The sequence below is a fragment of the Frankia sp. AiPa1 genome, from assembly GCF_023243075.1.
Taxonomy (GTDB): Bacteria; Actinomycetota; Actinomycetes; order Frankiales; family Frankiaceae; genus Frankia.
Genome location: NZ_JALKFZ020000004.1, coordinates 160341 through 181389, shown reverse-complemented (window position 1 = coordinate 181389; position 21049 = coordinate 160341). Strand labels below are relative to the sequence as shown.

Here is a 21049-nt window from a genome sequence, read left to right as displayed (position 1 = left end):
CTAGTCCGGCGTGACCTGCAGGAGGTCCTCGACCGCACGGGCGATCTTCTGCCGGTCTCCGACGAGGACCGTCACCAGACAGGTAGGGGCGAACAGATCGGACGCGGCGGCCTGGACGTCAGCGAGGGACACGTCGGCCAGGGCCCGCGGATGATCGCGCAGGTATTCCACGCCGATGCCCGCGCTGGCCAGCGCCGACAACGTGGAGGCGAGGCCCGCCGCGGTGGCGCTGCCGAGCGCGAGCGTGCCCACGGCGTACTGGCGGGCCGCGTCCAGCTCCTGCTGGCTGGGCGCGAGCAGCGCCATCCGACCGAGCTCGTACCAGATCTCCAGCAGTGCCGGGCCGGTGACCTCGGTGGCGACGTCCGCGGCGATGGTGAGCCGGGAACCGGCCTGATAGTGGTCGATGGAGCTGCGCGGCGAGTAGGTGTAACCCTTGTCCTCGCGGATGTTGTCGACCAACCGGGAACTGAAGTAGCCGCCGAAGATCGTGTTGGCGAGCCGCTGGGCCGGCGCGCCGAGGGCCCTGCGATCCAGGGCTGCCCCGCCGAGGCGAATGTTCGTCTGCACGGCGCCGGGACGGTCAACGATGAGAACCGGCCCGGGGCTGACCGCCGGGAGCGCCGCGGCGCGCTGGGAGGCCTCGCCGGCCCAGGCGCCGAGGGCGGCGTTCACCGCGGTGAACGCCCGCTCGGCGGTCACGTCGCCGACGAGGGTGAGGATGGCGCCGACCGGGGAGACCCGCCGCGCGTGCAGGGCGCGCACGTCGTCGGCGCCGACAGCCGCGACGACGTCCGGGTCGGGAATGCCGGTGGCGTACGGATGGTCGCCGAAGACGCGGGCGAGCAGCGCCTCCCGGGCGATCACCGCGGGCTGGCTGCGGGCGACCGCGGTGTCCTCGACGATCCGGTCGCGTTCGCCGGCCACCTCGTCGGGCGGGTAGGTGGCGCCGAGCAGCACCTCGGCCAGGATCTGCAACAGCGGCTCGAGGTTGCTCGCGAGCGCCGAGCCGCCGACGGTGAGCCGGTCGTTGTCGACGCCGGTGGACAGCGCGCCACCGAGCCGCTGGACCTCGATGGCCAATCGGGTGCGGTCAAAGCGGGTGGACCCGGTGAACAGCGTCTCCGCCAGCACCTCCGCTCGGGCCTGATGCTCCACGCCATGGCCGGCGAACGGGATCCTCAGGCGCACCTCCACGAGCGGCACGCTGGACCGTTCGACCACAAGCACCCGCAGCCCGTTGTCGAGCATGCGATCGGCGACCACCGGCAACCGCGCCGGCTCGGACGGCCGCACGGCGGGAATGACCACCTCCGCCGTGGAGGCCGTCGTGGGCGAGGCTGGCGAGGTCACGGTGCTCCCGGTGTCGTTGCGGCTGCCGCAGTGGATGATGCCGCGGCCGGCGCCGCCGCGGTGGACGCGGCCCCAGCGTGCAGCTCGAGGACCGAGCGGCCCTGGGTCAGCAGGCTGCCGGCGGCAGCGCCCACAGCCTCGGCGGTGACGGCGGCCAGTTCCCCCGGCAGCTCGTTGAGCAGCTCCGGACGGCCGCGGCGAAGCTCGTGCACGCCCATCGCCATGCCTCGGCTCAGGGCGTCGTCGGCCTCGCGCAGCAGCGAGGAGGCGACGCGCGCCTGCACCCGTTCCAGCTCGCCGTCGACCAGGCCGTCGTCGGCCAGGCGGGTGAGTTCCTCGTCGACGGCGGCGAGCACGGCGTCCGCGGTGGTGTCCTCGGACTGACGGACGTCCAGGGTGAACAGCATCGGGTCGCGCTGCTCGAACGCGCTGCCAAAGGTGCCGAGGTAGGTGCGCACGGCGATCACCGACCGATCCTTCTGGACAAGCCGGCGCTCGAGGCGGCTGGCATCCCCGTCGCTGAGCACGTCGGCCAACAGGTAGTAGGCGAGGAAGCCGGTCAGGTCGGCGATCGGATCAGGAACTCGGTAGCCGACGGCGAGCGCAGCGCGGGGGGCGAGCGCATCGGTGATCCGCGCCCGGCGTTCCGTACTCGGGACAGGCTCGACGAAACTGCGCGGCGCCGGCACGTCACGGGCGGGGATGTCACCAAAGTAGCGCTCGACGAAGGTGAGCGCCTCATCCGGATCGAAGTCGCCGGCGATGGTGAGCACGGCGTTGCCCGGCGCGTAGTACTTGTCGAAGAAGTCCTCGGCATCCTCGAGGCTCGCCGCGGCAAGCTCGGTGAAATCGCCGTAACCGTTGTGCGCGTTGGGAAACGTGTCGAAGGCGACCGGGGGCAGCTTGATCCAGGGAAATCCGCCGTACGGCCGGTTCAGAACGTTGACCCGGATCTCCTCCTGCACGACCGCGATCTGGTTCTCAAGATTCTGCTGTGTGATCTTGGGGCTTCGCATCCGGTCAGCCTCGAGGAACAGAGCGAGTTCCAGTGCGCCGGACGGCAGCAGCTCGTAGTAGTCCGTGTGGTCCGGATGGGTGGAACCGTTGAAGATTCCCCCGGCGGCCTGGACGTACTTGGGATGCTCCGCCTTCCCGATGTTGGCACTGCCCTGGAACATCAGGTGTTCGAACAGGTGCGCAAAACCGGTCCGCCCCTCGGGCTCCGACCGAAAGCCGACGTCGTAGTGCACGCTCACCGCCACGACCGGCGCCGTCCGGTCGGGCGCGAGCAGGACACGAAGCCCGTTGTCGAGCCGCGCCCGCTCGATCGGGTACGCCGACGCCAGCAGGGGCACCGCCGGCCGGGGCGACGCCCGCTGAGCGGGGGCCGGCCGAGACGATGCCGGATGGGACGGGGTGGAGTCCGCCGGAGTCGGAGAGGGGACCGCGGGCGCCGACCTCACCGCGGCGGAGCCGACCGGGTCGGGAGCGTGGGGCGAGGACGAGGACACGGTAGCCACGCTACTGCCCGCTGCTGCCCGTCGGAGCCGAGCCGGCCGCACCACCACAGTCCGGTGACATCCCGCGGCGCGAGCACGAAACACTGCGCCGCCCATCCACCGCCAGGCTGCCCGACGGCCCGGCGACGGCCCGGGACACGCGATGGCACGCAGCCGCCCGTCGCCGTTCGGAGTGTGGCGCATGAGACAGTCTGTTCCCATGGGACAGTTTCCAGCTGGTCTGCCCGCGACCCTTGCCGCCGAGCTTGACCAACTGGGCGAAGAGATCATCCTGGCGATCGCCCAGGAGGTGCCCGCCTACGCCCGTCCGTTGGAGGGCGGGTTCGGCCGGGGGGTGCGCCGTGGAGTGGACGAGGCGCTGGGACGCTTCCTGGCCGTTGTCGAGGCCGGGCCACAGCGGGAGCCGGACCTGGCCGCCAGCCGGGACGTGTACGTCCGCCTCGGCCGCGGCGAGGTGCGGGCGGGACGGTCTCTGGACAACCTGCTCGGCGCCTACCGGGTCGGCGCCCGGGTGTCCTGGCGGCGTCTCGGTCAGGCCGCGGCCAGCCACGGCGTCGAGGCGTCCGGCCTGGTCTCCCTCGCCGAGATGATGTTCGCCTACATCGACAGCATCTCCGCCGCATCCGCCGAGGGCTACGCCGCCGAGCAGTTCACCGCCGCCGGCGAGCGCGAACGGCTGCTGGACCGGCTGGGCGAGATGCTGCTCACCGGCGCGCCGGTGGAGGCCGTCGCCCAGGTCGCCCAGTCCGGCCGGCTGAGCCTGCCCCGTCGCCTGGCCGCGGTCCTCATCCCCGGTTGCATCCCCGCCGACGGTTTTGCCGACACCAGCCTCGCATCCGCCGCCGGCGCGCGGATGGGCGCGATCGCCGGAGTTCGACAGGACCCCTCCGGACGGGAAAACCACACCGGTCACACCGGACGAAACAGCAGAGGCGCACGGCACACGGCACACGAGCGAGACGGGAAGGACGGGAACGACGGGCGAGCGGCACCGGACGACAGCGGCGGCGAGAGGGCTTCGGTGCTGCGGATGCTGCACCTGCCGGACGACTGTCCGCGGACCGTTCAGGGCACGGACACCTGGTTGTTCCTGAGCGCGGCCGAACGCGGCCCGGCCCGCACCGCGCTGGCCGGGCGGCTCGCCGGGCTCGCCGCGGTCGTTGGTCCCGCCGTGCCCTGGGCCCAGTCGGCCGCCAGCGCCGCCCGGGCCCGTTTCGCCCGCGACGCCCGCGCCGCCGGCCGGCTCGCCGCCGCCGCCGCGGCCGACCCGCTGTTCACCGACGAGCACCTGAGCGCCCTGCTGCTCGCCCGCGACCCCGGTCTCGTCACCGATCTCGCCACCCGCCTGCTCGCCCCCTTCGACGGCCTGCCCCACCGCACCCGCGAGCGCCTCGCCGAGACCCTGCTGCAGTGGCTGTCCCTGCGCGGCCAGCGCGGCCTGATCGCCGAACGCCTGCACATCCACCCGCAGACCGTCCGCTACCGCGTCAACCAACTTCGCGACCTTTTCGGCCCGAGCCTCGAGGACCCCGACACCCGCTTCGACCTCGAACTGGTCCTGCGCGCCAGCGCCGCCAGCAGAGGTGCCCGGGCAGACGCCATCCAGGACGGTGACACGACAGGCGGCGATCGCGGCGGCCGGGGTGTCCGACAGGCCGCCCCTGCGCCCCGATCCACCAGTCACCCAACGGCTGCGCTCTGCCTGCAGCAGAGCGGCTCTGCCGACAGCAGAGATTCCACCACGTGATCGTGCCCATGGCCTAGCGTTGCCACGATGACAGATCATGTCCGGGCCAGCTCGGAAACCAGAAGCGGGGGAGAGAAGGGCGCCATCACCGGCTGGGCGGCCGGCGTGCCGTTCACGGCACTCCCTCCCGTTCACGGCGATCCTGTCCACGGGGACGCGATCCATGGCGACGCGATCCATGGCGACGCGGTGCGAGGCGACGCGGTGCGAGGCGACGCAGTGCGAGGCGATCGAAACGGGGCCGGCGACGGTGGCGCGGCGCCGCTCGTGGTGACCTGGCACATGATGGACTCGCCCCGCCCCGCTGGCCAAGGTCGTGGATCAGGTCGTCGCCGACTGGTTCCGCTCGCACCTGCGGCCATAACGCCCGCCCACGCGGAGCAGGGCGTGCGACCGGCAGTATGATCCGCGCGGATGGTGTCGCGGTCGGGTACGGTCGCCGCGTGCGGCTGGGCACCTTCAACGTGATGCACGGTCGGTCACTTGCCGACGGCGAGGTGCGGACGGCGCGGTTCACCGAGGCCATCGCCGGCCTGGACGCCGACGTGCTCGGCCTGCAGGAGGTCGACCTCGACCAGCCCAGGTCAGGCCGCCTGGATCTCACCGCGTTGGCCGCGCAGGCCATGGGGGCGGCGGGCGGCACCTGGCGTTTCGTCCCCACCGTCTTCGGCACCCCTGGCGAGAGCTGGCGCCCTGCGGACCATCCTCGCGCTGGCGGCGAGCCGGCGTACGGGATCGCCCTGGTCAGCCGGCTGCCCGTGCGGCAGTGGCGAGTGATCGAACTGGGCCGCTCGCCGGTACGCTCGCCGATCGCGTTGCCCGGCGGGAGGCCGGGCGGCAGGGCGCGGCTGATCCTGCTCGACGACGAACCCCGGATCGCCCTCGCGGCCACGCTGGAGGCCGAGGAGGGGCCGATCACCGTCGTGACCACGCATCTGTCGTTCGTCCCGGGATGGAACGCCTGGCAGCTGCGCCGGCTCACCCGCCGGCTCGCGGGCGTCGACGGCCCGGTGGTCATCCTCGGCGATCTGAACCTGCCGGGCGGCCTTCCCGGCCTGCTCCCCCGCTGGCACCGCCTCGCCGTCGCCCCGACCTATCCGTCGCCCTCGCCCCGCGTGCAGCTCGATCACATCCTGGCCCGCGGCCACGTCGGCGAGGTCCGCGCCGTGCACTGCCTGCGCGCCCCGATCTCCGATCATCGCGCCCTGCTCGTCGACCTCGACCTGCCGGGACGTCACTGACCGGCTGTCCCGCCGGGGGCGGACAGGAGGGCCGCGAGGGCGGCCTCGGACAGGGGCCGGGGGCGGACGAGCTCGCCGGTACGGACGTAGAGGAAGGCGGCGTCCACGGAGTCCGGGGAGATGCCACGCAGGCGAGCCCACGCGAGTCTGTAGATGGCGAGCTGCAGCTCGTCGGCGGGGGACTCACCGGTCTTCCAGTCGATCACCTCCCAGCGGCCGCCGCCGAGGGCGTAGACGGCATCGATGCGACCGCGCACGATGCGTCCGGCGAGCGGCAGCTCGAACGACTCCTCGATCGCGTACGGCCGCCGGATGCCGTAGGGGGTGCGCAGGAAGGCGTCCTTCAGATCGCTCAGGTCATCGTCGGTGAGGGTGGCGTCCTCGGCACCGGGCAGATCGTCGGCGCCGATCAGCGCGCGATGGTCGAACAGCTCCTCCACCCAGGTGTGGAACCGGCTGCCCCGGCGGGCCGCCGCCACCGGCTGGCGTGGCAGCGGGCGGGCCAGCTCCCGGGCGAACGCGGCGGGATCGGCGTGCATCCGGACGATCTCGGACGCGGTCAGGTTCGCCGGCAGCGGCACGTCCAGCTGCGGCCTGCGGCTGGCGCGCTCCTCGGCGAGCAGCAGCCGCGCCTCCCGGTCCAGCTCGGCCAGGAGCGCCCGCTCCCCCGCGGTCATTCCCGCCAGATCGTCATCCGGCGGCACGCGTTGCCCGGCGGCCACCGCCGGGCCGACGGTCGCCGCGGTGGGGAAGCCTGCGTCCCCGTCCCCGTCGCCGGTGCCGGCTTCCTCGTCGAACGACGGGCCGGGTGGGTGGAGGGCGGCGTCGAGGCGGGCGACGACCTCGCGGGCGGCTTCGAGGCGGTGAGCGTACGGCTCGGGGTCGTAGGGGACCGGCCAGGCGAACTCGGGTGGGGTGTCCAGGGCCGGGTTGGTGCGTTCGGCCGGGCGCTCGGCCCACCCGTCGATCCGTCCGCCGTCGCTGGAGCGGGCATGCTCGGCGAGTTCCTCGAGGAAGAGCGACGCGCCGCGCGGGCGTTTCTGCGTCGGGCCCCACCAGTGACCGCTGGCGAGCAGCAGCGACTTCGCCCGAGTGACGGCGACGTAGGCCAGGCGGCGTTCCTCCCGTTCGGCGTAGCCGGTGGCGGCCGCCGCATACGCGTCGTGATCGGCCTTCTGGTCGGACACCTGCTGGTCGCGGACGGGAGCGGCGGGCAGGTCGTCGGCATCGCCGCGCAGTGGCACCGGGAGGACAGAGGTCGTCCTCGTCCACTGGTCGCGCACCTTCAGGTCGGGAAAGACCCCGGCGCTCAGGTTCGGGACGGCGACGACTTCCCACTCCAGGCCCTTGGACCGGTGGATCGTCATCAGCGCGATCGCGTCCGCACCGGACGGGCCGGTGACGTCCAGGCCGCGCTCGTGCTCACGGGCGGCGCGCAGAAAGCCGAGGAAGGCGTGCAGCGAGGTCGTCCCGTCCGGGTCGGTGAAGTCGGCGGCGACGTCGAGGAACGCCGCGACGTTCTCCTCACGGCGGGCGCGCACGGCGGCATCGGTCGCGGTGAGCTCGACGTCCAGGCCGATGGTGGCGATCACCCGGTGCAGCAGATCGAGCAACCCTTCGCCGAGGTGGCCGCGCAGCGCCGCGATCTCGGCGCCCAGGCGGCGCACCCGCGCCGCGCCCTGCGCGGAGATCTCCGGCCCGGGTTCGGCGAGGACGTCGGACAGCGCCACCACGTCCGACGGGTCGACGTCGGCGACCGCCGCGCGCAGCGCGTCCTGCCGCTCCGGCGGATCGCCCCCGTCCCCGCCCCCGGTTGTGGCGCCCATCCCGGACCCGGACCGGGACTCCGGCTGGGACTGGGACTCGGCCGTCTGGTCGAGGCGGACGACCTCGCGGGCCTGACGGCCGAGGGCAGCGAGGTCGCGGGCGCCAAGTCGGACCCGCGGGCCGGTGAGCAGGCGCACCAGTGCGGTGTTCGCCGTGGGCGCGTCGAGGACCTCCAGCACCGTGACGATCTCGGCGACCTCGGGGACGGTGAGCAGCCCGGTGAGCCCCACCACCTCCACCGGAAGGCCCACGGCCTGCATCGCGCCCAGCAGCGGCGGGATGTCGCCACGGGCCCGCACGAGCACCGCGATCCCGCTCGGCGCGGTGCCGGCGTCGACGGCGGCGCGGACCCGCGCGGCGACCCAGGCCACCTCGTCGGACCAGGTCCCGTGCAGCGCGACGATGGTCTGCCCGCGTTCGGCGACGTCCGCGCGGGGACGCAGCTCGACGACGCGGTGCCGGGCCCGCAAAGGCTCCGCGACGGCGTTCGCGAGCTCGAGCAGCCGGCCGCCGCTGCGCTGGTTGACCGAGAGCTCGTAGACGGCAGCCGGGGTGCCATCCGCCCGCGGGAAGTGGATGGGGAAATGGTCAAGGTTCGCGACCGACGCCCCCCGCCAGCCGTAGATGGCCTGGCAGGGATCCCCGACCGCGGTGACGGGATGACCGCCGCCGAACAGGCCGGTGAGCATCCGGCGCTGGGCGACGGAGGTGTCCTGGTACTCGTCGAGCAGCACCACCCGGGCTCGGGCCCGCTCGGCTCGTCCGGCCTGCGGCATCGTCTCGGCGATGTGGGCGGCGTAAGTGACCTGGTCGCCGAAGTCGAGCACGCCCCGTTCGCGCCGGGCCGCGCGGTACTCGGTGACCAGCGCGGCCAGCTCGCGCCGTCCACGGGACGTGTGGGCGATCCGCCGCAGCAGGTCCTGCACACCCTTGGTCCGCGGACGTCGGCGGGCCGCGTCGAGGGCGAGGGCGACCTGCTCGAGCAGGTCGGTGTCGAAGGCGACGAGCACGCCCGGGTCGACCAGATGCTCACTCATCTCGGCGTCGAGCGCGACGATCTCGCCGACGACGGCGCCCAGGGAGCGGGTCAGTGCCTGCACGGTCCCGTCGTGCGTGCGGGCCACCCGGGCGGCGAGCTGAAAGCGCGCCGCGCCGGAGAGCAGCCGGATGTCCGGTTCGAGCCCTAGCCGCAGCGCGTTGTCGACGACGAGCCGCCCGGCGAACGCGTGGTAGGTCGCCACGGTCGGCTCGCCGTCGTCCGCATCTCCCACGCCACCGGTTCCCCCCGCACCGCCGGCTCCCCTCGCGTTCTCCGCACCACCGCCGAAACCAGAACCACCCGGTCCCGCACCCGCACCGTCGAAACCAGCCCCGCCCAGACCGGCACCGCCGGCACCGCCGGCACCGGCACTCTCGGGTCGGGTGGCGCCGGCGCGACGCAGCGCCAGGCGTACCCGGCCGGCGAGTTCGGCCGCCGCCCTGGTGGTGAAGGTCAGCCCGAGTACCTGCTCAGGCCGCACCTGACCGGTCGCCACCAGCCAGACCACCCGAGCGGCCATCACCGAGGTCTTTCCCGACCCTGCCCCGGCGACGATCACACCGGGTTCCAGCGGCGCGGTGGCGGCCGCGATCTGCTCGTCGGTGTAGGGCACGTCGAGCAGCTCGCGCAGATCGTCCGGTTCGAGCCGCGGACCGGTGAACGCCCCGTCGCCGCCCTCATCCGGGTCGGTACCGAAGCCGGGCAGGAACGGCTGGCGGGGCAGCCGCCCGTCGGTTCCCAGCACGCTCACGTGACGACCTGCCGTCCCTCGGGACGGGCGGGACAGCTGGCCTGGAAGGTGCAGGTCGCGCAGCCGTTGCCCGGGGTGGGCCGGAACGCCTCCGCGTCGACGGTGCGCACCGCGGCCGTGATGATCTCGTCCATCCAGGTCGGGCCGTCGCCCGACAGCGGCGCCTGGGCCTGCACCTTCGGCGGTCCGGGGGCCTCGTCCGGCAGCCTGGGTACCGAGGCATCGCCGCCGGTCTCCTGCCGCAGATGTACCAGCTCCGCGCCCCCCGGCTCCACCACCGAGCCAGGCGGACCCGCCAAGCCAGGCAGACCTGGTGAACCGGACAGGTCTGTCGCACCGGACGGTGACGCCGTCGGGCCGGGCGATGACGCCGGCGCCTGGGGAAAGGTCGTCGGTCCGGGCGACGCCGTGGCGGCGCGGACAGCGTCATCGAGGGCGCCGGAGCGGACGGCAAGCTGGTAGCTGCCGAGCTGGGGATGGACGGCGACCTCCGCAGTGCTGACCGGCGTGCGGCCGGTCTTGAAGTCGATGACGTGCACGCGGCCCGCGTCGTCAAGCTCGAGCCGGTCGATGAACCCGCGCAGCAGTACCTCGCGGCCGGCGACGGTCAGCCGGCAGGTGAAGCGGACCTCCGCGTCGACGACCCGGCGACCCCGTTCGGCGGCATGCCAGGCCAGGAACCGGGCGAGTGCCTCCCGAGCAGCGGCACGTTCCTGCTCGCCGCGCCAGCGCGCCTCGTAGGCCAGGTGCCGCCAGACGGTGTCGAGGCGGGCGTCGAGAGCAGCCAGGTTCGCGGGAGTGCGGCCCGTGGTGACCTCGTCGGCGAGCGCGTGCACCACCCGGCCGAAACCCTGGGCGGTCGACGCGACGGTGACGGCGTGCGCCTCGTGCTCGAGGAACCAGCGCAGCGAGCAGTCTCGCAGCCCCGACAGCGAGGACCCGGACAGCCGCAGGGGCACGTCCGCGGCGACGACCGGCACGTCCGACGCGGTCACCTCGAGCATCCCCCACCAGGTGCGCGGATGCGCCGCCGGGGCCAGCGGGCGGCCCTCGTCGTCCTGGGCGGCGGCGAGCGCGGCGAGGCGACGGCGCGCCGCCGTGCGCATCCCGGGGCTCGCGCCGGGTTCGGTCGCAAGCCGGCGCAGTGTCGCGACCAGACCGACGAGGGTGAGCGGCCGGGTGGGGCGCCCCGGCACGGCGACGACGGGCACGCCGAGTTCCTCGAGGAAGCGGCTCGGCCGGCTGCCGTCATCATCGGGACTGTCGACAGCGGTGATCATCAGGCGACGGCGCGCCCGGGTGAGCGCCACGTAGAACAGCCGCCGCTCGTCGGCGAGCAGATCCGCGCGGGTCAGCGGCGGGCGCAGCCCGCCCCGCGCCGGCGCGTCAAGTTCCTCGGCGCCCAGCAGGGAGCCCCGCTGGCGCAGATCCGGCCAGGCGCCGTCCTGCACCCCGCAAACGGCGACGACGTCCCATTCGAGGCCCTTGGCGCGGTGCGCGGTGAGCAGCCGCACCCCGCGGCGGCGGGCATCCTCGCCCACCGGGGCGATCGACTCGGCGGCGAACTGCTGCCGGCCGAGTTCGCCGAGCAGCGAGGCCACGCCGAGACCCGGTCCGCGCCGCGCGGCCAGCCGGGCGACCGCGTCGAACAGCGCCACCACCGCGTCAAGATCTCGGTCGGCGGCCCGCCCTGCCGCGCCACCTGCCGCCGAGGCGGCGAGTAGCCGTTCCTGCCAGCGGCTCGCCGACCACAGCGCCCACAGCGCACCCTCCGGGGAACCGCCTGGCTCCAGCAGCGCCCGGCGCCCGGCCGCCAGCAGCCCCCCGACCCGGCGGGCGGGCGCGGCGACCTCGTCGTCCACCCGGACGAGCAGACGGTCCGGGTCGGCGACGGCCGCGCGGACCAGTTCCTCGGACGCGCCGGGCTGCGCCGCCCCGGCATCCCGGTCGAACGCCCGCAGCGCCCGGCCGAGCTCCCGCAGGCTCGCCGGATCCGCTGCGCCGAACGGGGACGTCAGCAACGTGCGGGCCGCGTCGACGGTGAGCGCGGCGCCCGGGTCGTCGGCGCAGCGCAGCGCGAGCAGCAGCAGCGCCGCCGCGGGCTCCTGCGCGACGGGGAGATCATCCCCATCGACGGTGACGGGGATCGCCGCGGCCACCAGCGCGCGGCGCAGCCGGCCGATCCGCTCGGCGGTGCGCACCAGCACCGCCATCCGCGCCCACGAGGTGCCCCGCTCCAGATGCTCCCGGCGCAGCACGTCGGCGACCGCACCGGCCTCCGCCCCGGCGGACACGAACGTCCGCGCCTCGATCAGGCCGGCGCCCAGATCGCCGCGGCCGGTCAGGTCACGGTGGGCGCGCAGCGCCTGCGCCGGCAGCCGCGTCGCCGGCAGCCGACGGGCGACGTGCCGGCTGGCCAGCAGCGGCGCCGGGGCCATCCGCCGGCAGGTGCGCAGCGCGAGGATCGGCGCGTCCCGGCCGCCCATCGCCCGGAACCGACGAGGAAACTCCAGCAGCCCCGACACCTCCGCCCCACGGAAGGCGTAGATCGACTGGTCGGGGTCGCCGAACGCGACCAGGTTGCGCCCGCCACCGGCCAGCGCCCGCAGCAGCCGCTCCTGTGCCGGGTCCGTGTCCTGGTACTCGTCGACGAAGACGTGCTCATAGCGGGCGCGCAGCTCCTCCCCCGCCGGGCCCTCGGCGACGAGCGCGGCCCGGTGCACCAGGTCGGCGTAGTCGAGCGAGCCCTCGAAACCGAACACGTCCAGGTAGATCTCGTAGAACTCGGCGAGCGCGGCCCACTCCGGCCGGTCGGTGCGCCGCGCCAGTTGGGCGAGGTGTTCCGGGCCCAGCCCCACCTCCCGCGCGCGGGCGAGCAGCGCTCGCACCTCCTCGGTGAACCCGCGGGTGCCCAGCGCCCGAGTCAGCGACTCCGGCCAGGCCGGACGGCCGTCCTCCCGCGATCCGTCGACGAGCTCCCGCAGCCTGCTGTCCTGCTCCGGCCCGGACAGCAGCCGGAACCCCCCGTGCGGCGCCGGCCGGTCATGGGCTCGCAGCGCCGCGAGACACCAGGCGTGGAAGGTCCACGCCCCCGTCCCACGCCCGGCCCCGCCGGCCGCTGCGCCGAGGCGTGCTGTGATCCGTTCCCGTAGCTCCGCCGCGGCGCGCCGGCTGAAGGTCAGCACCAGCACGGACCGAGGATCCGCACCCGCCTCGATCCGCGCGGCGACGGCCTCGACGAGCGTGGCCGTCTTGCCTGTGCCCGGCCCGGCCAGCACCAGCAACGGACCGCCCGCATGCTCGACCACCCGACGCTGCGCCGAATCCAGCACCAGCGGCGGTGATGCGGCGACCGGCGCGGCGACCAGCCGATAGCCGGTACGCGGCGCGGCCGGGGACCGAGCAGCCGCAGGGGACGGAGTCACCCCGACAGCACACCACGGACCTACGACATCCCGATCGACGGGCATGGCACCCCCACCAAGGGGTGACTTTCACGATCCGGGTTCACTGCCGTGGGCCATGCATGGCACTGTCCTGTGCCATGAACTCGTCTGCCTGGTCACAGGACTGTGAGGGCAAGGTCGCGCTGGTCACCGGAGCGGCGTCCGGGATCGGCGCGGCGTGCGCCCGCCGGCTGGCTGCCGCGGGCGCCCGGGTCGTGCTCACTGACCTGCGCGCCGACAAGGTCAAGGAGGTCGCGGTCGAGATCGAGCGGGACGGCGGTGAGGCGGTCGCGGTCGAGGCGAACGTCACGGATCCGGACGCGCTCGAGCGTGCCACCCAGACCGCCGTCGGCACCTTCGGCCGGCTCGACCTGGCCGTGAACAACGCCGGCATCACCGCCACCCGCGAGCCGGTCGGCAGCACCCGCACCGACGACTGGCAGCGAGTGCTGGAGGTCAACCTCTCCGGTGTCTTCTACAGCATGCGCGCCGAGATCACCGCCATGCTGCAGGGCGGCGTCGGCGGTTCCATCGTCAACATGGCCTCGGTGTTCGGCACTGTGGGCTTCGCCGGCTCCGCGCCGTACGTCGCGGCCAAGCACGGCGTCGTCGGTCTGACCAAGACCGCGGCGCTCGAGTACGCCAGCCGGAAGATCCGGGTGAACGCGGTCGCCCCCGGCTTCGTCGACACGGCGCTCATCCAGGTCGACGGCAAGCCCAATCGCGCGGCGGCGCTGCTCACCCCGATCAACCGTCTCGGCACGCCCGAGGAGGTGGCCGAGGTCGTCGCTTTCCTTCTGTCGGACCGCTCTTCCCTGGTCACCGGCAGCGTGTACCTGGCCGACGGTGGCCTCTCCGCCCGCTGACCCGGGCCGCGAGCGGCGTCCCCTCCGACAGCCTCGGTGGGATGCCACCGCGATCACCACGCGGAGCCGTCCCACCGAGCGGCGGCGAGATCCACCCGTGCACCGGACGGGGTCAGCGGCGTGACGTCGGCGATCAGGCGGCGTAGCGCCTCGCTCGGGTTGGATGGGTTGGGTTCGCCGGTCGAGAGGATCACCCGATGCCAGGGCAGGTCGTCCTCGGCGTAGCGGGACAGCACGGCGCCGACGGTGCGGCCGGTGCCGGCTCCGACGAACTCGGCGACGTCACCGTAGGTCATCACCTTGCCGGGCGGGATCCGCGCGATGGCGTCAAGAACGTCGCGGGCATGCGGGCTTGGCTCGGCATCCCCGAGTCGGATCCGGGTACCGAGACCAGCCGACACGCTTGGCGGCGGTGCGTACCGGCGCGCCCTCGGACCGCTCACCGCGCCCTCTTCTCTTCCTGCTCTTCCTCTTCTCGTCCTGTGCGGCCGTCCCGCGCCGCCACGACGATCAGGTCCCGCCGCCACGACCGTCCGCCAGCCCGCCCCGGGACACGCCGGATCATCGGCCGATGATCCGGCGCCCCGAGGCGACCGCCGACCGCGAGGCCTCAGTAGACCGGGAGGGTCTTGTCGACCTGGGTGGCCCAGGCCGTCACGCCGCCCTGGACGTGCACGGCCGAGGCGAAGCCGGCGCCCTTCAGGGTCGCGAGCGCGTCGGCGGAGCGGACACCGGACTTGCAGTAGACGACGACTCGACGGTCCTGCGGCAGCTCCGCGAGATGCGCGGGTAGGTCACCCTTGGGGATGAGGCGGGCACCGGGGATGCGCACGATCTCCCACTCGGCGGGCTCGCGGACATCGATCAGCTCGATCGGCTCGCCGGCATCCAGCCAGCCCTTGAGCTCGCCCGCAGTGATCGTGGAACCGGCGGCGGCGAGCTGCGCCTCCTCGGACACGACCCCGCAGAACGCCTCGTAGTCGATCAGCTCGGTGATCGACGGGTTCTTGCCGCACAACGGGCACTCCGGGTCCTTGCGGACCTTGATGGACCGGTACGTCATCTCCAGGGCGTCATACACCATCAGCCGGCCGACCAACGGCTCGCCCACACCCGTCAGCACCTTGATCGCCTCGGTGGTCTGGATCGAGGCGATCGACGCGCACAGCACGCCGAGCACCCCGCCCTCGGCACAGGACGGGACCATCCCCGGCGGCGGGGGCTCGGGGTAGAGGCAGCGGTAGCACGGTCCGTGCTCGGCCCAGAAGACGCTCGCCTGCCCGTCGAACCGGTAGATCGAGCCCCAGACGTACGGCTTGCCGAGCAGCACGGCCGCGTCGTTGACCAGGTACCGGGTGGCGAAGTTATCGGTGCCATCCACGATCAGGTCGTACTGACTGAAGATCTCCAGCACGTTGGAGGTATCCAGCCGGGTCTCATGCAGCACGACGTTGACGTACGGATTGATGTTGAGGACCGAGTCCCGTGCGGACTCGGCCTTGGACCGACCGACGTCCGACTGCCCGTGGATGATCTGGCGCTGCAGGTTCGACTCGTCCACCGTGTCGAACTCGACGATGCCGAGCGTGCCGACGCCGGCCGCGGCCAGGTACATCAACGTCGGCGAGCCCAGCCCGCCGGCCCCGACGGCCAGGACCCTCGCGTTCTTCAGCCGCTTCTGGCCGTCCATGGCGACATCCGGAATGATCAGATGCCTGGAATACCGGCGGACCTCGTCGACGGTCAGGCCGTCGGCAGGCTCGACCAGGGGCGGAAGGGACACGCTAGCTCCTCGCGTTCGCTGTCGTACTTCGACGATGCCACATCGACGCCCGGTTCAGTCGCGAATACGCCGACCGCCGTCTCCTTCGATCCACAGCGCTCACGACCGCCCCCATGTTCCCTGCCCCGCACCGCACCGCCGCACATCGTCCCTACCGCCACCGCCACCGCCACCGCCGCGCGTCCCGCTGACACCACCCGCCAAGTCCCAGCCGGATGTTTGCCGTCACGACGGCCAGGCCCGATCGGTGCTCCCCACGACGGGCCAGGACCATACGGTGCTCGCTACGGCGGCCGGGACCGGGTGGTGTTCGCCACGGCCGCGTGGGTAGGACCCTGGCGACCGACCACCCACTGGTGAGGAGCTGAGCGCCGTGTCCTTCGTCGACAAGGTTCGCAACAAGGTGGACGAGCTGCGCGGGCGGGGCAAGCAGGCGGCTGGACGAGCCGCTGGCGACCGTCGCACCGAGGCGGACGGCCGCGGCGACCGCGCCACCGCCGATCTACGCCAGGCCGGCGAGAAGGCCAAGGACGCCTTCCGCCGCTGACCCGCCGGCACTGCCCCCATAGGCCCTGACCCCCCATAGGCCTGGCGCTTTCCGTGTTGGCGTTACTGCGCCCCGGAACGCGGCATGCTTGCGCACAACCTCACGCGACCGCCGCGGAGCCTGGCCGGCAACCCGTCGGGACCGACCAGGCTCCGCGCATCGCATCGCAGCGCATCGCGCCTCCGCCGAGATGACATCCCCTCACGACTAACCCTCACTGCGTTCGACCCCCACCCCCACCGCCTCTCGGGTTCCAACCCACCGTCTCCCAGCTCCGGCCCACCGCCATCCATCCCACCGCCTACCGGCTCCGGCCCGCTGCCGTCCTCCCCCGCCTCTCGACTCCGGCCCACCACCATTGCCCCGTTTCCTTCGCCAACAACTCGGATCCGCCGCACCCGTGACACTGAGCAACGACGTCCAACCAGCTCTCGCGGATCTTCACCTCGGAGCGCCCGAACATGTCGCTTCTACAGGGTTTCAGAGGGCGTTATGCCCGCTTCATCCCTGTAGAAGGAACATGGAAGCATCACCTCTGGGAGTTCCCGGCGGCGGCGGGCGGAGGACGGTTACCGTGGGCGGGAGATCGATACTTTCCGGGATGCTCGCGACACCAAGCGCAAGCGGTGCGGTCGGGTGGGCGCGCATGAGGTGCCAGCTCGTCCGGCATGGTCCGATGATCACGCGGGACGCGGCCTGCCGGGCGGCTGGTAGTGCTAGAGGCGCTGGGTTCGCGCGCAAGACGGCGACGGACCACGGACGGACAGTCGTGGACGACGGACGGACAGTCGTGGACGACGGACGGACAGTCGTGGACGACGGGACGAACCGTCATGGACGACGGGACGAACCGTAGACGACGGGCCGAATCGTCATGGACGACGGGACGAACCGTCATGGACGACGGACGGGGAGGGTCGTGGACCACGGCCGACCGTCGCGCAGAACGGCTTCGGACTGAGGCTCACGCCGAACGTCGGGTGGTGCGGGGTGCGTCCTCGGTCGCGCTTTTGGCGGGGGTTTTCGTCGAGGCGCTCTTGGCGGTTGTTGCCTTCCCCGTTGCCTTGCCGTTCGAACCCCGCGGCGACCGTGCGGGGCCCGCAGAGGAACGCGGGCTTCCCGACGAACGCGCCGCCCCCGACGAACGGGACGACTCCGATGAACCCGTCCGGGATGAGGCCGACGGGATGGACGTACCCGACGAACCGGACCGCGCGCCGCGGCTCGAAATCGAGGATGACCGCGTGGACCTCGCCGCCGCGCTACCCGACGTCGACAAGGACCCCTCGGCGACGAGAGCGGCCGGGGTGGAGTTCGCCTCCTCGCCCCCGGATCCGGCGACATCTTCGGACCTGGCGACGCCCTGCCCGGCCGACGCCGACGCCGACGCCGTTGCACGCGCGGCGGATGTCGTGGACGGCGTCGAGCCGGAGGACGACCGGGTCGACCGGGTCGATCCACCTGCCCGCGACGCCGACCCAGCCTTGCGGGACCCTGCCCTGCCATCCCGCGCGCCAGAGCCGTCCCGCGCATCGGAGCCGTCCCGCGCATCGGACACCGCGGCAGATCCAGACGCCGCGGATCCGGAGACGCCGTCGGGCTGGTCACGACGGGCGGCGGCGATGCTGGCACGTAGGGCGGCCATCAGGTCACCGACGGGTTCGGTGGCCTCGCCCTCGGGCGGGGCGACAACCTCGTGGCCGGCCGCCTTGGCGTCGATGACGGACTGGAGGGCCTCGCGGTACTCGTCGGCGAAGCGGGTCGGGTCGAAGTCGGCGGACAGGGTCTCGATGAGCGAACCGGCCATCGCGAGCTCCTGCGGGCACACGGTGACCTCGTCGGAGAGGAACGGGAAGTCCGGCTCGCGCACCTCGTCCGGCCAGACCATCGTCTCCAGGACGAAGACGCCGTCACGCACCCGGAGCGTCGCGAGCTGCTCGCGCTGGCGCAGGGCTATCTTGACCAGCGCGACGCGGCCGGACTCGGCCAGCGCGTCACGAAGGAGGACGTACGGCTTGGCGCCGGTGCGGTCCGGCTCGACGTAGTAGCTCTTCGCGAAGTAGATCGGGTCGACCTGTTCCAGCGGTACGAACTCCAGCACGTCGATGGCCTTGGAGGTGGACAGCGGCAGATTCGCGAAGTCCTCGTCGGTCAGCACGACGGTCTGCCCGTCCGGTAGCTCGAAGCCCTTGGCGATGTCGGCGTAGTTGACCTCGTCGCCATCCGCCTCTGCCACGCGGCGGTACCGGATGCGGGAACCATCCGACCTCCTGACCTGGTGGAACGCGATGTCCCGCTCCTGCGTAGCGGTGTAGAGCCGCACGGGGATCGACACCAGGCCGAAAGAGATGACACCCCTCCAGATCGAACGCATGTTCGCCCCTCAGGTAGATTACCCACCATGGTGACCCACCGGACGCCCACGTGTAAGCCAGATCGGGTAAACGTCCATAGTTATCACGTGGCGCCATGGCCTGCCCGGGGGGGTGCCCGCCCGGGGACGATCGCCACGGGGACGAGCCGGGTGGAACGGCACAGACTCGACCACGGCACGGACCCACCGCACGGATGCACAGCTCAGGCCCACAGCACAGACCCCAGCACTGACCCGCGGCGCATCGAGCACGACGGGAACCGCATGAGCGCAGGACGCATGAGCACAGGACAAGCTCAGACGAGCGTCGACGTCGACGTCGACGGACGGCGGCTACGGCTGTCCAACCTCGACAAGGTGCTCTATCCCGATGCCGGCTTTACCAAGGCCAACGTGATCGACTACTACCAGCAGATCAGCACGGTCCTGGTGCCGCACCTGGCCGATCGTCCGCTCACCGTGGTCCGCTTCCCGAACGGGGTGGCAGAAAAGGGCTTTTTCACCAAGAACGCGCCGTCCCACCGCCCGGAGTGGACGACGACGGCGCGGCTGCCGTCCCCCGGTTCGACGAAGGACCGTTCGACCATCGATTACCTGGTCGTCTCCGACCGGCCCACCATGGTGTGGCTGGCGAACCTCGCCGCGCTGGAGCTGCACACCCCGATGTGGCGGGTCTCCACCAGCCAGCCCGATCTGATCGTGGCCGACCTCGACCCGGGTTCCGGGACCACCGTGGTCGACTGTGCCCGGGTGGCGCTGCTGCTGCGCGAGATCCTGCCCGGGCCACTGTGCGTGAAGACCAGCGGATCCAAGGGACGGCAGGTATATGGAAAGGTCAGCGACGGCCGGACGTCGATGCAGGTCCGCGCGGACATGCGGACCATCGCCTCCCGGCTGCAGGCCGACCATCCGGATCTCGTCGTCGCGAACATGCGCAAGGACCTGCGCGGCGGCCGGGTCCTGCTGGACTGGTCCCAGAACAACCCGGCGAAGACCACGGTGAGCGTCTATTCGCTGCGCGCCCGGGCGCGTCCCACCGTGTCCACTCCGGTGACCTGGGACGAGGTCGGCGCCTGCCGCCAGCCGGAGGACCTCACCTTCACCGCCGACGACGTGCTGCGACGTGTTGACGATCACGGCGACCTGTTCGCCGCGCTGCTCGAGGGTTCCCCGGGCGGCCAGGCGCCGTCCGAGCGATCCCCGCACGATCAGTCACCGAACCCGGCCGGAACACCGGACGCGGGCCAGGCACGGGACGCAGGCGAGGCGCCGGACGCGGCCGGGACGCCGGGATAGGCCGATCCGGATACGGACAGCCCGCGTGAGAGGTGCCCATGGCGGGCACATCGCCGTCCGGGCCTCGACACGGACCAGGACCGTCAGGCGTCGGCGCCCCGTCACACGGGCGCGACAATCGACGAGTGCCATCTCGACGAGCACAGGAGGACGTCCCATGGGAACGTCGACCGATCTGCCCAGTTCCGGCCTCCCCTTGGAGGCACCCGACGCCGATGCCGCCGAGCAGGCGCAGGAGGTCAGTCCGCCGCAGCCCACGCCCACGCTCCCGGTGGGACGGTCGGGTGAGGCCGACGAGTTCGATCTTGTCGAGCAGAGCATCGATGTCGAGACCGACGAGGACGAGTACCGCTGAGGTCGGCTGCTGGCGCCGGCCGCCGGCGGGTCGCGCGCGCCGTCGGTTCGTGCGCCCCGGCTCAGGGTGGTCCACCAGGGCGCACAATCCCGCCGGACCAGCCCCCACAGCGTCCTGCTGTGCGAAAGTGGGCCGGCGGGCGGCACGATCGACGCCGTGACCGCAGCGGGAGCCCGCTCCCGGGCCGTGTTGTCGATGTCGACCTGGAGGTGCGCCGGTGACCGCCGAGCCAGCCTCGCCCGGCACCCGTCCGGGCCGGACTCCCCGGCTGCCTCGCACCGCCCGGCGCTTCCAGCTGCTCGGCGCCGCCCGCGAAGTGTTCGTCGCCCAGGGCTACCACGCTGCGGCGATGGACGAGATCGCCGAACGGGCCGGCGTCAGCAAGCCCGTCCTCTACCAGCATTTCCCGGGCAAACTCGAGCTGTACCTGGCGCTGCTCGAGGAGCACTCGACCCAGCTCGTGAACGCGGTCGAGGAGGCGCTCGCCTCCACCACCGACAACCACGCGCGCATCGCCCGCTCGATCCGGGCGTACTTCGACTTCGTCAACGACCCGTCCGGGGCGCACCAGCTCGTGCTGGAATCCGATCTGCGCAGCGAGCCGGCGGTGCGCCAGCGCATCGAGTCGGCGGGCGCCCAGTGCGTCAGCTCGATCGCGGCGACCATCGCCCTCGACACGGGGCTGGATCCCGCCGAGGCCGACCTGCTCGCCGTCGGGCTGATCGGCATGGCCGAGACCGCCTCGCGCTGGTGGCTGGTGCGCGGGGAGACCGTGCCCAAGGAACGAGCCATCGAGTCTCTGGTGGAGCTGGCCTGGCGCGGCATCAGCGGTTACCCCCGCCAGGATCACCCCTGACGGTCCGGCGTGGCGTGTGCCGGGAGCGAACACGGCGCACCCACGCCG

The 21049-nt window shown here is 72.7% G+C and carries 14 protein-coding genes; 7 read left to right on the top strand and 7 right to left on the bottom strand.

Annotated elements, in window-relative coordinates; translation table 11 throughout:
* Positions 1-1353: a M16 family metallopeptidase gene (locus MXD95_RS03840; protein ID WP_374121952.1), complete on the bottom strand. Its 1353-nt coding sequence runs from the start codon at positions 1351-1353 to the stop codon at positions 1-3.
* Complete coding sequence (locus MXD95_RS03835) at positions 1350-2702, bottom strand: M16 family metallopeptidase (protein ID WP_250639148.1); 1353 nt, start codon at positions 2700-2702, stop codon at positions 1350-1352. The genes MXD95_RS03840 and MXD95_RS03835 overlap by 4 nt, the downstream gene beginning before the upstream one ends.
* Positions 2703-3072: 370 nt before the next feature.
* Here MXD95_RS03835 and MXD95_RS03830 point away from each other — a divergent pair, with 370 nt between their 5' ends.
* Both MXD95_RS03830 and MXD95_RS03825 read left to right on the top strand, forming a co-directional pair.
* The gene (locus tag MXD95_RS03830) at positions 3073-4620 is read left to right on the top strand and encodes a helix-turn-helix domain-containing protein (RefSeq protein ID WP_250639108.1); all 1548 of its coding nucleotides are present in this window, start codon (positions 3073-3075) and stop codon (positions 4618-4620) included.
* Between the two features lie 443 nt (positions 4621-5063).
* A complete protein-coding gene (locus MXD95_RS03825) occupies positions 5064-5861 on the top strand; it encodes an endonuclease/exonuclease/phosphatase family protein (RefSeq protein WP_250639107.1) in 798 nt (265 codons plus the stop codon).
* Here the strand turns inward: MXD95_RS03825 and MXD95_RS03820 are convergent.
* Both MXD95_RS03820 and MXD95_RS03815 read right to left on the bottom strand, forming a co-directional pair.
* The gene (locus tag MXD95_RS03820; protein WP_250639106.1) at positions 5855-9478 is read right to left on the bottom strand and encodes an ATP-dependent helicase; all 3624 of its coding nucleotides are present in this window, start codon (positions 9476-9478) and stop codon (positions 5855-5857) included. The genes MXD95_RS03825 and MXD95_RS03820 overlap by 7 nt on opposite strands.
* Entirely contained in the window at positions 9475-12948 is a 3474-nt protein-coding gene (locus MXD95_RS03815; protein WP_250639105.1) for an ATP-dependent helicase, read from the bottom strand. Before MXD95_RS03815 ends, MXD95_RS03820 begins: the two co-directional genes overlap by 4 nt.
* A gap of 56 nt (positions 12949-13004) precedes the next feature.
* Here MXD95_RS03815 and MXD95_RS03810 point away from each other — a divergent pair, with 56 nt between their 5' ends.
* Complete coding sequence (locus MXD95_RS03810; protein ID WP_250639104.1) at positions 13005-13790, top strand: SDR family NAD(P)-dependent oxidoreductase; 786 nt, start codon at positions 13005-13007, stop codon at positions 13788-13790.
* A 53-nt stretch (positions 13791-13843) separates the two neighbouring features.
* Here MXD95_RS03810 and MXD95_RS03805 read toward each other — a convergent pair whose 3' ends face one another.
* Both MXD95_RS03805 and moeZ read right to left on the bottom strand, forming a co-directional pair.
* Positions 13844-14233, bottom strand: coding sequence for an MGMT family protein (locus tag MXD95_RS03805; protein WP_250639103.1), 390 nt, complete (start codon positions 14231-14233; stop codon positions 13844-13846).
* Positions 14234-14400: 167 nt separating this feature from the next.
* Complete coding sequence (moeZ, locus tag MXD95_RS03800) at positions 14401-15573, bottom strand: adenylyltransferase/sulfurtransferase MoeZ (protein ID WP_250639102.1); 1173 nt, start codon at positions 15571-15573, stop codon at positions 14401-14403.
* A gap of 373 nt (positions 15574-15946) precedes the next feature.
* Here moeZ and MXD95_RS03795 point away from each other — a divergent pair, with 373 nt between their 5' ends.
* Complete coding sequence (locus MXD95_RS03795) at positions 15947-16120, top strand: CsbD family protein (protein ID WP_250639101.1); 174 nt, start codon at positions 15947-15949, stop codon at positions 16118-16120.
* Positions 16121-17084: 964 nt separating this feature from the next.
* Here MXD95_RS03795 and ku read toward each other — a convergent pair.
* Positions 17085-18494, bottom strand: a complete 1410-nt coding sequence (gene ku, locus MXD95_RS29525; RefSeq protein ID WP_250639100.1) for a non-homologous end joining protein Ku — start codon at positions 18492-18494, stop codon at positions 17085-17087.
* Positions 18495-18773: 279 nt separating this feature from the next.
* Here ku and ligD point away from each other — a divergent pair, with 279 nt between their 5' ends.
* The 3 genes from ligD to MXD95_RS03775 all read left to right on the top strand — a co-directional run bounded on the left by ligD (position 18774) and on the right by MXD95_RS03775 (position 21001).
* The gene (gene ligD, locus MXD95_RS03785; protein ID WP_250639099.1) at positions 18774-19790 is read left to right on the top strand and encodes a non-homologous end-joining DNA ligase; all 1017 of its coding nucleotides are present in this window, start codon (positions 18774-18776) and stop codon (positions 19788-19790) included.
* A 157-nt stretch (positions 19791-19947) separates the two neighbouring features.
* Entirely contained in the window at positions 19948-20145 is a 198-nt protein-coding gene (locus tag MXD95_RS03780; protein ID WP_250639098.1) for an Rv3202a family protein, read from the top strand.
* Positions 20146-20362: 217 nt separating this feature from the next.
* Positions 20363-21001 (top strand): TetR/AcrR family transcriptional regulator, encoded by a 639-nt coding sequence (locus MXD95_RS03775; RefSeq protein ID WP_250639097.1) that lies wholly within the window; start codon positions 20363-20365, stop codon positions 20999-21001.
* Positions 21002-21049: the final 48 nt, after the last annotated feature.